We start from the raw sequence: 12011 nt of genomic DNA, 5'->3' as shown, positions 1-12011 counted from the left end.
GACAAGTCGGCACTTAAGTCTAAATCAAAATTTAACGGGAGGGTAGCCGCTCAATGTGAGTTTTTAATTTAAATTAGCTACAACCATTACATAACATCCAGAGCCGCCAGATTTTAAAAATCTGGCGGGGTCTTATTTTAATTATTCTTCATCCCAATCTTCAAAAACCTCAGCCAAATCGATGGCTAAATCAGGGAACAATATGGGTACAGCAGCGCCATCTGCATACATGTGTTTTAATTGATAACGCCCCTTGTCATCCAACATAAACTGATGAATCGCCTGTTGCTGCGGGTAAACCAGCCAATATTCGCTTACCCCGCTTTCTTCATACAGATTGTACTTAATGTTCATTTCCCGTTTGGAATTACCTTTTGATACAATTTCAATAATCCAATCAGGCGCACCGTTACAACCTTGTTTATCCAATAAATCAGGATTACAAATCACGCATAAATCGGGCTGCACTACCGTGTGTATGTCTTTACTGGCTAACATAGATTTTTTGCGATCGTACAAACGTACATCAAAGGGCGCGGCAAATAGTCGGCATTTTTTATGACGAAAAAATGGGTAACAAATACCGTGTAAATTACCAGAAATACTCTGATGTTTTACATTCGGCGCAGGTGACATTAAGGTAATTTTGCCTCTGATTAGCTCAACCGCTTCGCTAAATTGCCAGGTTAAATAATCGGCATAACTGTAGGTTTTGTTTAAATCTAATTGTGATAGTTCAGTAATTTTGGCCATTAGTCAGTCCTGTTTATACAAAATACCTTCGTTTAATCATCATCCCAATCTTCAAAAACCTCAGCCAAATCGATGGCTAAATCGGGGAATAACATGGGTATGGCAGCGCCATCTGCATACATGCGTTTTAATTGATAACGCCCCTTGTCATCCAACACAAACTGATGAATCGCTTGCTGTTCTGGATAAACCAGCCAATATTCGCTTACCCCGCTTTCTTCATACAAATCATACTTAATGTTCATTTCCCGCTTGGAATTACCTTTTGACACAATTTCAATAATCCAATCGGGCGCACCGTTACAACCTTGCTTATCCAATAAATCAGGATTACAAATCACGCATAAATCGGGTTGCACTACCGTGTGTATGTCTTTACTGGCCAAAATGGATTTTTTGCGATCGTATAAGCGTACATCAAAAGGCGCAGGAAATACCTTGCATTTTTTGCCTTTTAAATATGTGCCAATCGCAATAATAAAATTTCTCTCAAGAACTTGATGCTTCACATTTGGCGCGGGCGACATCAGTGTAATTTTGCCTTTAATTAGCTCAATCGCTTCATTCAAACGCCAGGTTAAATAATCGGCATAACTGTAGGTTTTGTTTAAATCTAATTGTGATAGTTCGGTAATTTTGCTCATTTTTTGACTCGGTAAGTCGGGTTATTCAATTAAAGCGGAATTGTTTTACTCAGCATAGTTTTGGTAAGTTACTGGTGCGAACCATCTACAGAAGAGTACAAGAAGCTCTAATATACTTCCAGTAAGCTGATGAATAAGTAACTGCTGGTGCGTTAAGGTCTGGTTCCCCATGTTAATGGCGGTACACTTCTACAGGTATCCCAGATATATCGCTTGTAAGCCAATGTATAACTAGGTGTTGTTTTATAAACTCGTTTTAGGTTAGTACAATCTTTAATTCGCCAATTGCTTCTCCATATAGGTAACAATGGTGATTCTATTCCACCCACTGTTGCTGTCGCTAACATTCCACCACACGTCGCTCTAATACTCCTGCGTTGCACTTCGCTAGTACTCAATGCGTAGCTCGGGAATAAAAGAGCGCATTCTTTTTTCAGATTGCTGCATACTTGATATTGCTGCCCTGCAGAAATATACGTTACACACTCAGATGCCATAGAAACAGCAGTTGAACTGACAAACAGAAAAACGATTAAGTTTTTCATTGTTACTCCTTAAAAATGTAATAAAAATTACAAATTAACATATTGAAAAAAACAAAATGTGAAAGTGGAGATTTAGATAAACTAAATCTCCGTTTCGCTTGTACTACAATTAAATTAGACACTTACTATATTTATATTGCTGCATTAAGGTCTTGCCCCCCAAGTTTGTGGGGTTGGCAGCGCTATATCCTTGCAGCTATCCCATATATATTGTTTATAAGCCAATGTATAAGTAACTGCGCCTGTTGAAGGTGTTTCTGCTATTGTAGGCGGTGGTGCTTTTCGATACACTGATCTTAAAGTTTTACAATCTTTCTCCCTCCATTGCTTCCTCCACGATGGAGCAGGTAATGTCGCTACAATACCTGTCTTAGGTATTCCACCACATACATTTCTAACATTTTTTCGTATAGACTCAGTCTTATTGCCGTACCGCACTAATGGTAATAACGAATTGCAATCTATTTCAAGAGTTGTACAAGATTCCCATTGGCTTCCTGCAGAGATATAAGTAGCACAATTTGATCCCTCATACAAAGCTGTTACAGTAACAACAAACCTTGCAGGAATATTTTTACCATTTTTATTAATGACGCCAAATATAATCTTTTGGCTGCTATTGATGGCGCTGGTAAGTTCTGGGTTGGGGTTAGAAATTTGTGGGTCGGAACTAATGAGTTGCGTAGTACAGCCAGCTTTTGTGCTTTGTGAATCACAAGCAGTTACTGCTTCCCCAGTGATTGGATTTAACACAACTGATTTTCCAGTCTGAAAATCGACACCTGTTACCAATACTATATTTTTTCCAAATAAGTTAGAAATAAAGTCTATAGCAGCTGGTACTGGTTTAGGTGGTAATGTCGCCGCACCGCAATATACCAGCAAGCCACCGATAGATAATAAAATTCCAATCAGTATCAATGTTTTGTTTTTCATTTTTTAACCTCACTATTTAGCTAAAGATATTTACATATTGATTACCTTCAATCAATAAAATAAACTAAGTTTTAAAAATAATTGCCGCTCAGGCACAAAAGGTGTTGTTTGTGGGCCGCTGGCATCGAAAGCACTTTGAAATCTAAAATGATTATCAAACAGATTTTTTACTTCCAAGCTCGCTACCCCAAGCTTTTTTGGGAATCGATAACCAACAGATGCATCAAATGTCCAAAAATGATCACTGTAGCTGTTTGTTTTGGGGTTAATAACGTCCGTAAGCTGATCAACTCCCTCGAGCGACTGTTGATCAACATAAATTCCAGTAAGTTTGGCAAAGAATCCACCGGGATGAAACAAGCTCACTGACAACGGTACTTGTTGTGTAGTTAGCTGGCCAGGGTTATAAGGATCATAGGCAGTAGGATCAAAATCTCTATCAAATTTGTCGTACTTATATTCAGCCTTAAGCGCAAGCCAATCTGCGGGTGTCCAATAAAAATAAGCTACATGAGACAATACGTCTCTTCGTTGAAAATAAACCTGGGTCGAATTATTGGCCTTGTTAACCGGCGCACTGGCATTTCTCCACGTAACTTCGCCCCCCAAATACAGTTTATCAAAAGGATTATAATCAACCCCAAATGCGTATTGCCAGGAGCCAGTTCCATCAAACTCATCAAAAGACTGATTAAAACCCGCAATTTGAGTAGGCTCAATAGTCTGATTGGATACCAATAGCCGTTTAAGTGTACGAAATACAGCACTACGCAAAGTTAAATTAGTTTTGGGCTTCCAAATAAACCCAAATTTTGGACTGAATTGTTGCCTATCAAACAAACTATCTGCTATCGAATCAAAACTCAGTCCTATCACTGATGTAAGTCCCGACGCAATTTGGTTTGTTAGATAAATATAGACATTATATAAATCAGTTTTTTTATTTCCCTTTGTAATAGGAAATATCTCCGTTATCCCATCTCCATTTCTAGTCTCTTTGATATTAAAATTCTTTGGTTGATTTAAATACCCACCCCCAATCGTAATATTCAATGACTCAGACTTAAAAGTATATTGTAATTCAGCTTGATGTCCCTCTGTGTTTGTTGTCGAATCATAAGTATCTACCAATGGAACTTCTAAAATAGTTATTGGCAGTTTAGAGCTAATAATATCCTTCAACGTTGCATATGAATAAGTAGCAATAACATTCTGCTTAGCATCAATTCTCAAATGCCCACCTACGCGCACAGTATCCTGCTCTATCGCTTGGCTAAGTTTATCTCGGTGAAAACCATTTAACCGAAAAGCAACATCACCGGCACGTACATCATCTGATTTCAACTCTAGCTGAACACTTAAATCCGGCGTAAACGCATATTGTGCAAACGCATTATAAATATCTTGCTGGTAAGCATCATTAACACGAAAGCCATCGGTTTGATAATGAAACTGACCTAAACTCAGTGATAATCGGTCATACACAGCGGAAATAATCGCATTATCGGTTTTGGTATTATTACTGCCATACGCCCCGTTTAATACCAAATGCGCCCCATTTGAAGTATACAACGGATCATACTCATTCAGCGACAAACTACCTGGCCCCGTACTGTTAAGAATGCCAATATTTTCACTGGTAAGCTGTGGTTGCACAGGGGTAATATTAATCGGTTGCAGTAATTGCGCTTGTAATAACTCACTGGCTCTGGCGGCTCTGTAACGTGGCTGGCCAACATACGCATCAGACAAAAACCGATGCGCCGAAGGATTACTTGAATCTTGCCCCAACGCCTTCCAAGCCTCTTTTAAAGCCACCCGACCAAAGCCTAAATCATTATAGAGTCGGGCAAGATTTGCCGTTCTGGCGGCAGAATCTTGATCTAGCATCAACTTAGAGCGATAAACGCCCCGATTATCATTTAACTTTATCGCCTGCTGCATGTCTCGTAACGCTGCAACAGGTTGATTATTGGCTTGCCTGCGCAGCGCATCGTAAAAATACGGCGTTGGATCTTTAGCGTCGCGCAGCTTCGCCAAATCAAACTGATCTTCAGCCAAAGTATCACGTTTTTCTTCGTAATACGCTTTACCCAAATAACTGCGGATTAACGCATTACTGGGATCAAGTGTGGCGGCAATCTCCAACTCTTGCCGACCAGCTGCCAAATTACCCTGACGAATCTTAGCCAAACCTAAGCCCAAACGCGCCAAAGGCGAGGAAGAATCCAGCGTGATCGCCTTTTCAAAACAGTGTACCGCGTCATTAATATTAATACGCAGTAATTGCGAAAAACCCATCACGGTTTGCGTTCTTTCCAATCTGGCATCCAGTGCTAAAGCCTGCTGTGCAGCCTGATTGCTGTCTGACAGCAACCCCAAAGACAACTCAAGCTCTGCCTTACGTGCCCACACCATCGCATCGTGGGGTGCTAGTTGGGTGGCTTTTTCGGCGGCTTGCAAAGCATTATCCAGCGCAAAACGGCCTTGCTCCGCATACGACAGTGCAGAATACGCGCTAGCCGAGCGCGGATCAGCCGTAATGGCCTGCGTCGCCAACGCATAGGCTTCGTCCTTACGGTTTTGGCTGAGCGCACGTATCGATTGCAACGCTAAAGCTTCCGCATCCTTTGGATTATCTGCCAGCAAGGTTTGAATATCCTGCAAAGCCAAGCCATCAAGCCCCACGGTAAGCCGCATAGCCGCGCGAACTTTAAAAAAATACGGTATTTGTTTATTACTGGCTAACGCATCCAAGCGTGATAAAGCCACATCAACATCACCCTGACGAAAAGTCTCTACTGCTGAGCGAATATCGCCATCAACAATCATAGCCGCATTGGGATAAGGCAATAGTGGCGGATAATACAGTGCCCAATTAACCGCATCGTGTGGCGTAATGTTAATTTGTGCTTTGGGTGCGTGCCCTGCTAAGGCCTGTGCGCCCTGTCCTGGCTTAAGCGCCACACTGCCGTGGACATTAAAAAACTTTACCGCACCTTCATAAACCCACAATGCGGCATTATTTTCATCAACCCTTAGCGCAAACTCAGTACCTTCAGGGCCTGCATTAGCAATAGGCGTGGTGATATTAAGGCGTTGAGGGGTTCGGCTAATAAAATGCACAAAACCCTTCAACATATCTAATAAGGGGGGATTTTTAGGGGAAATTGCGTTTAAAGATAATACTGTGCCTTCGTGGAGCCGTAAAACAATACCACTGGGTAATAGCAGTATGGCACGGCTGTATACATCTACCCGTATACGACCGCCTTCACATAAATTGTCATTGAGTTGGGCGGGCTGCCACTGGCCTTGGCTATTGAGATCAAAAAACAGTTTACCTTGTAAGGAAACCAGTTTTGCGGCATGACTATTTTCACAACTTTGCTGGGCAATCGCCTTGCTTAACCCACACAATGTGTAACATAAAACCAGTAATGGAATAGCCCGATAACGCATTATCATCCCTGTGTGAGGGTGGTTTGAAGTATCCAGATGATAGTGTTATGTGACTGTATTAACAAGTCAATATTTCACACATTGGTGAAAATGGATTTTCTGCTTAACGGACGAATTGGCTTCATTTTACCGCCATTAAGCTATGCCCATAATGCGCCGCCCTTAAAGATTTAAGTTACTAAGGAACGTGCATGAAATAACTTGAACAACTTAAACGCCACCACCGTTCGTGCTGAGCCTGTCGAAGCATGAACTTGCTCAAGTTATTTCGTGCGCGTTCCTAAGCTGATTTTTAATAATGAAACTGCCAAAAAAAAATGTCTGTACAAGATACGAAAGATAAAGCTATTTTTCGCGTTTTTGTGGAATACAGCTCTTATTTTTCATATCGAGGAGACCAATATTTCGAAATACCTTAAAAAATAAGCGAACCGTGGCGTTTATATGCAGTTGCCCTGCATTAAGTAGCTAGCCCATAAAGATACTGCGCTAATCCGTATTACAATAGTCGCGTTTGCAAAGTAAATTTTGTGATAATGTATTCATTGCACGCTTTGAAAAAAGCGGGTGACTGAATAATTACGTTTTGTGACCTTTTTTAATAAGTGAATCGGAGAGTGTTATGAGTTTGAGTCATTCGATCAATCGTAGAAATTTTTTACGCATTAGTGGTGCGACTGTCGCTGTTGCGGCATCTGGTTTAACGGGCTTTAGCAGCCAGGTATTGGCATTCGGTCAGCAATCGACGATTATCCTGCCGGCATTACCGTATGCAGAAAATGCCTTAGAACCTTATATCAGTGCAAAAACAGTAAGTATTCATTACAACAAACACCATGCGGGCTATGTGGCTAATCTTAGGAGTCTCATTGCTGGCACGCCATACGATGTTATGCCACTGAAAGAAATTATTAAACGCACCGCAGGCAAAAGTTTATTACCCAAGCTTATTTTTAATAATGCGGCACAAGCGTGGAATCATAGTTTTTATTGGGACAGTTTAAAACCAGGGGCGGGTGATAAAGCGCCACCAAGCGGTTATCTATTAAAATTAATTAGACGTGATTTCGGCCATTTTTCTAACCCCACTAAAAATAATAAAGGTGAGTGGATTAGGCCAGGCTTTAAACAAAAATTATTCGATGCGGCCAAAGGGCATTTTGGCAGTGGCTGGGTGTGGGTTGTGCTTAATAAACAAAGAAAACTTGAAATTATCACAACCAGCAATGCAGACGTGCCTTTTACACAAGGCTTAAAGCCCTTGTGTGTTATTGATGTTTGGGAGCATGCGTATTATTTAGATCATCAAAATAAGCGTGTTGATTATTTAAATGGTGTTTTGGATAATTTAATTAATTGGGATTTTGCAGCCAAAAATAGCCTAGCAAAAATGTAATAATTAATCGTACAGCGTTTTCATAGTTCAATAGTTACAGCGTAACCGTTCGCACTGAGCTTGTCGAAGTGTGCCGTTCATGCTTCGACAGGCTCAGCACGAACGGTGGCTGTAACTGTCCTAAGTTGAAAACGCTGTAAAAGCACAGGGATAAGCGCACTGTGTAAAGTCTTAAAAACGTCAGGGTGGGCAGCATAGCCGCGCCACTCTGACGATTGTCTTATACCGAGAAAGTAAACCGCTAATGCAGGTGTTTAAATGACGGTATTTTTACTAATTACCAACAGTACAGTAATTAAAGGCCTCTAATGTAGGCATCCATTGCAGGTAAACGTACTTTTAGAAAATTACTCATGTATTTTCTAGTGCTCAGTTTAGGATTAGAAATACCTTTATCAGTGCCAACAGTGCCAGGTTGTGGCCAGCGGTTGCTGTTTCTGGTTATTGCACCACCGTGTACTAATTGTGCATGATATTGATCAAAACGCGCCAGTAGCTTAGCTTCTGTAAAAACGCTTTTTCTGAGTACTGCCCAGCGCTTTTTTAGTATAAGCGCGAAGTTGGTATCAGGGTACTGTAGAAGTCGATTGATGAGATTATTATCAGCTGTTGCAAAGAAAGTGCTCACCGGTTCCGGTTTACCATCCCAAGACATACCCAGTATTGCATTATGATCCCACGGTACAACAAAAAATTTACCCTTAGCATTCTTAGCAAGGAAAAAATTCTTGGAGGTGTTATCAGAAGCTTGTGTTGCTTTTGTTAGTAAGTACCAATCGGCTAAGCCAGCCAGATCAATCTGTCCTGCTATGTTGTCGGTAAAATTAAATTCGTCCGCTTTAGCGACGAAATCAATAAGCTTTTTCAGCGGGGTAAAGTCAGCTTTAGTTTTGGGGTAGGTTTGAGAAAAATTAACTTCGATGTCGCCTTTTTTGTAAGGGAAGAAAAGATTCTGTTTCCACTGGGCGAAATCTGCTTTATATATCACCGTGCCTTTTGTCGGTTTTAAACCCAGTAATGTTGGGCCTACATGCTGATCCAAAACATAAACACCCGCGTATTTACCATTAACAATAGCTTCAGCCAAATGGCCTTTGATAGCATTTTGTCCGCGCGGTCTGTTTTTATCTTTATTGGGATGAATTTGATTAAAGATATCAAAACTGACAAGATTACGTGCAAAGCTGGTATCCGCGTAAGAAGCGTCTAAAATCCAGTCATCGCCTGCCGGCATATTCAGTAATCTTATTTTAGGGTTTTTCTTGCCCGATCCAAATTGAAAACCATACGATTTTTTAGAAAATGCCTGGGTTGTTTGCCCACGAAGCTCAATGCCCATTGAGCGCTTGCCGGTATCTTGTTTAAACTCACCGCTCATTAACCGAATACTGCCGGGTACTTTAGGTGTATTAATAATATCAGTGCTTGTATTGATTTCTATGACGGGTAGATTAGTAAAGATCAGCGTGTAAGTATCAGCGAGTCTACCCTTATTGTAGAGCCGGATAACTTGTGAACTATCACCGTATTTTACTGGCTTTAGGTGACAGGTTGCGCCGCTTTTTAATTTAACACCGCCGCATTCAAAAACATAATTTCCTGCATTTTCATATTTTAGTACTGGATTAAAGGGTTTTGCGGCTGCAAAGCCTTTACCTAATGAGACGAATAGGCGTTGGTTGTTAGCGCGACTATTGTCAGCGCTGACACCAATGCCGTTTAGTTTTACATTAAATCGGCTGAACGAGACGGCTTGTGCTAAGCCAGAAAACAGCAATGTATTAACAGCTAATCCTAGCATCAAACACAATCCTAATTTATTACGCATAGAAAAATTCCTTCAAATGTCTGGTAAATTAACGAACTGAGGTTTTTTTTCGCAAAAAGACAGGTCTCTAGCAGAAAAGATTCAATTGTAACGGATTATAATCCGGCGGTGGTATAAAAAATTGATTATTATCAATGGCTTGTAGGTAATTGCTTACGTGGCGCGTAAAGAAATACAGTGAGCTATTTTAGGTATGCATAAATAACACTATGATTTTAAGTTGTTTTTTAAGATGTTGTTTGGATGCAATACTTTTGTTAAAAAAGATTGCAATATTTCTATTTTTTAGTGGACACGCTAACACGCACGGGGAATAGCTTGATTGTTAAAGAAAGTTTTTCTGGACTTTTGTGGATAAAATGCTTTTTAGAATCAGTATTAGCCTAGCACCCGAATAGACTCCCCATGCGCCTCACGGCTAGAACCTACCACAATCCGTTTAATACCGTGTTGGTTGCATTCTAAAACACCTGAAACTTCAATACTTTCATCTCGCTGTGCTTGGCCTGCATAAGTGGCGGTAAAGCTGACTACCGTAGCAATTCCTTCCGCATCCACAGCAAACTCAGCCGGATAATCAAACGCGCCGCTGTCATCGGTAACTTTGCATTGCAAAGTGATTGCACCGCATTTTCGGTAACTGTCCGTGTTGGATGACGCAGGATCGTTAATCAAACTCAAATCAAACTTGCGACCGTTAATCATGGCTTTATTGTATTTACGTTGTTCGTGCCAAACGTATTCTGAAAAACTTAACGAACAATCTCTGCGGCTATACGCTTCCTGCCAGTCTGTCGCTGATAAATTCTGCAAGTGTCCTTGCTCAATCAGCGACTTAATCACCTGCCGACAGTGCTGAAACGTTTGTTTTTGGTAACAGACAAGATCAATATCCGATTCAGAGTGCTGCGCGCGAATCAATAACGAACCGGTAATACCGAGTTGCGCCATATTAACTGTATTGGCTTGTAATAAATCACATAACTGAACCGCATCGTCTTCTATCACATCGTTATGTTTAGATTGTAATAGCTGGCGCAAACGTTGTTTGGGTTGGTGATGAAGGGCTATGTGTTCTAAGGTTACTGCATGGAGATGGGCATCTAATACAGGTGAATAATATACATACTGGGGATAATGTTGCTTTAAGTAAGTATTGGCCTGTTCTGTAGACAGCTTTTTCCAAATGTGATCTTCAGTTACATAACGTAAAAAACACAGCACTTTGCCCTGTTCCAACGTTGGCATTACTACTGCGAAAACAAGACCTTCTGTTGTTTCTAAGAAATCTTTAACGGTTATATCCATCTTCCTAATAAATCCAGTTCAATTAAAATTTCAATCGGTCTAGCGTAAGTGTAAGCCTGTGAATGATAGCAAACATTAAATTAACCCATCAAATTAGAAACTTTTTTGATTATTATTGTGTTCTCCCTTAGCGTGGACTACACTGGTATTTTTAATGACGGGATCGGCCATGTATGCAACCAATGTCAGGAATTTAAAACGCAATCCTTCGGAAGCCCTTAGACACGCCGAACAAGAACCGGTATTAATCTTAAAAGGTAATGAACCCAATGCCATGATCTTAAATATTAAAAGCTCGCTGGGCGACATCAGCGAGCAGTTAAAACCTGCCTTGGCCGCCAGCTTATTTAAGGACAGGGTGCTGTCTTTGGGGGCAGCTGCGCAAATCAGTGGCTTAAGCCTGTCTGAATTTATCGAACATTTAACCCAGCTGGATATTGATTTGGTTATACCAGACCAGCAAACCGCCAAAGAATTAGAAACACTGGATTCATGGCTGTCGTAATTGCCGATGCTGGGCCCGTTATTGCACTGGCCAAAATTAACCAACTGCATTTATTAGCTGCCCTTTTTCCAACGCTAACCATTACCCAGGCCGTTGCCGACGAATGCTTACGTCACCCGTCTGCTGATGCGCTCATTATTAAACACGCTTTAAATACAGGCTGGTTACAGTGCATAGCCAATCCAAATTTTAAACATAACTTATCAAAAAGTTTAGGCGCTGGAGAGCAATCCAGTATTGAGTATGCCTTACAAACCGGCAGTAAAACTTTACTGATTTTGGATGATGCGCTAGCGCGTAAACAGGCATTGCGTAAGCAACTTGCTATTGTGGGTACAGCTGCCGTATTGTTTATAGCGGAACAAAAAGCACTCATTGTCGATGCCGAGATTTTAATTGCTGATCTCAATCAGGTCGGCTACCGTATTTCACCAGCCGTGATTAAGCAATTAAAAAGTAATATGCCCATTATCAAGAATTAAGGCTACCCACTGAGCCTGTTGAAGGGTGAGCGCTTAAGCCGATCATGGTTCGACAGGCTCACCACGAACGGCTTAGGAACGTGCATGAAATAACTTGAACAACTTAAACGCCACCACCGTTCGTGCTGAGCCTGTCGAAGCATGAACTTGCT

Annotated in this window: 9 protein-coding genes; 3 read left to right on the top strand and 6 right to left on the bottom strand. The window is 41.0% G+C overall.

The genetic code is table 11. From position 1 onward, the window contains the following. Nucleotides 1-141: 141 nt before the first annotated feature. The 4 genes from CRENPOLYSF2_RS15485 to CRENPOLYSF2_RS15470 form a co-directional block, all read right to left on the bottom strand. Nucleotides 142-753 (bottom strand): Uma2 family endonuclease, encoded by a 612-nt coding sequence (locus CRENPOLYSF2_RS15485; RefSeq protein WP_087144854.1) that lies wholly within the window; start codon nucleotides 751-753, stop codon nucleotides 142-144. Between the two features lie 32 nt (nucleotides 754-785). After that, nucleotides 786-1397: a Uma2 family endonuclease gene (locus tag CRENPOLYSF2_RS15480; RefSeq protein WP_087144853.1), complete on the bottom strand. Its 612-nt coding sequence runs from the start codon at nucleotides 1395-1397 to the stop codon at nucleotides 786-788. Nucleotides 1398-2086: 689 nt separating this feature from the next. Continuing rightward, nucleotides 2087-2878 (bottom strand): hypothetical protein, encoded by a 792-nt coding sequence (locus CRENPOLYSF2_RS15475; RefSeq protein ID WP_087144852.1) that lies wholly within the window; start codon nucleotides 2876-2878, stop codon nucleotides 2087-2089. A gap of 51 nt (nucleotides 2879-2929) precedes the next feature. Continuing rightward, nucleotides 2930-6340, bottom strand: a complete 3411-nt coding sequence (locus CRENPOLYSF2_RS15470) for a FecR domain-containing protein (protein WP_176371138.1) — start codon at nucleotides 6338-6340, stop codon at nucleotides 2930-2932. 622 nt (nucleotides 6341-6962) lie between these two features. On the opposite strand from CRENPOLYSF2_RS15470, the gene CRENPOLYSF2_RS15465 reads away from it, so the two are divergent. Further along, nucleotides 6963-7736 carry a Fe-Mn family superoxide dismutase gene (locus tag CRENPOLYSF2_RS15465; protein ID WP_087144850.1) on the top strand — a complete coding sequence of 258 codons (774 nt, stop codon included), beginning with the start codon at nucleotides 6963-6965 and terminating at the stop codon, nucleotides 7734-7736. A gap of 295 nt (nucleotides 7737-8031) precedes the next feature. Here CRENPOLYSF2_RS15465 and CRENPOLYSF2_RS15460 read toward each other — a convergent pair whose 3' ends face one another. Then, nucleotides 8032-9564 carry a CotH kinase family protein gene (locus CRENPOLYSF2_RS15460; protein ID WP_087144849.1) on the bottom strand — a complete coding sequence of 511 codons (1533 nt, stop codon included), beginning with the start codon at nucleotides 9562-9564 and terminating at the stop codon, nucleotides 8032-8034. 378 nt (nucleotides 9565-9942) lie between these two features. Next, entirely contained in the window at nucleotides 9943-10872 is a 930-nt protein-coding gene (locus CRENPOLYSF2_RS15455; protein ID WP_087144848.1) for a hypothetical protein, read from the bottom strand. Nucleotides 10873-11026: 154 nt separating this feature from the next. Here CRENPOLYSF2_RS15455 and CRENPOLYSF2_RS15450 point away from each other — a divergent pair, with 154 nt between their 5' ends. Further along, the gene (locus CRENPOLYSF2_RS15450; protein ID WP_087144847.1) at nucleotides 11027-11377 is read left to right on the top strand and encodes a UPF0175 family protein; all 351 of its coding nucleotides are present in this window, start codon (nucleotides 11027-11029) and stop codon (nucleotides 11375-11377) included. Next, nucleotides 11365-11859 (top strand): PIN domain-containing protein, encoded by a 495-nt coding sequence (locus CRENPOLYSF2_RS15445; RefSeq protein ID WP_087144846.1) that lies wholly within the window; start codon nucleotides 11365-11367, stop codon nucleotides 11857-11859. Before CRENPOLYSF2_RS15450 ends, CRENPOLYSF2_RS15445 begins: the two co-directional genes overlap by 13 nt. Nucleotides 11860-12011 lie beyond the last annotated feature (152 nt).

It is taken from the genome of Crenothrix polyspora (genome assembly GCF_900163755.1).
GTDB classification, from domain to species: domain Bacteria; phylum Pseudomonadota; class Gammaproteobacteria; order Methylococcales; family Methylomonadaceae; genus Crenothrix; species Crenothrix polyspora.
The sequence above is the reverse complement of the archived record's forward strand: the minus strand, read 5'-3'. Positions and strand labels throughout refer to the sequence as shown.

What these genes read in the sequence shown, in the direction of transcription:
- CRENPOLYSF2_RS15455 (WP_087144848.1), bottom strand. Translation starts at nt 10,872, where the DNA reads ATGGATATAACCGTTAAAGATTTCTTAGAAACAACAGAAGGTCTTGTT.
- CRENPOLYSF2_RS15485 (WP_087144854.1), bottom strand. Translation starts at nt 753, where the DNA reads ATGGCCAAAATTACTGAACTATCACAATTAGATTTAAACAAAACCTAC.
- CRENPOLYSF2_RS15470 (WP_176371138.1), bottom strand. Translation starts at nt 6,340, where the DNA reads ATGCGTTATCGGGCTATTCCATTACTGGTTTTATGTTACACATTGTGT.
- CRENPOLYSF2_RS15460 (WP_087144849.1), bottom strand. Translation starts at nt 9,564, where the DNA reads ATGCGTAATAAATTAGGATTGTGTTTGATGCTAGGATTAGCTGTTAAT.
- CRENPOLYSF2_RS15445 (WP_087144846.1), top strand. Translation starts at nt 11,365, where the DNA reads ATGGCTGTCGTAATTGCCGATGCTGGGCCCGTTATTGCACTGGCCAAA.
- CRENPOLYSF2_RS15480 (WP_087144853.1), bottom strand. Translation starts at nt 1,397, where the DNA reads ATGAGCAAAATTACCGAACTATCACAATTAGATTTAAACAAAACCTAC.
- CRENPOLYSF2_RS15465 (WP_087144850.1), top strand. Translation starts at nt 6,963, where the DNA reads ATGAGTTTGAGTCATTCGATCAATCGTAGAAATTTTTTACGCATTAGT.
- CRENPOLYSF2_RS15475 (WP_087144852.1), bottom strand. Translation starts at nt 2,878, where the DNA reads ATGAAAAACAAAACATTGATACTGATTGGAATTTTATTATCTATCGGT.
- CRENPOLYSF2_RS15450 (WP_087144847.1), top strand. Translation starts at nt 11,027, where the DNA reads ATGACGGGATCGGCCATGTATGCAACCAATGTCAGGAATTTAAAACGC.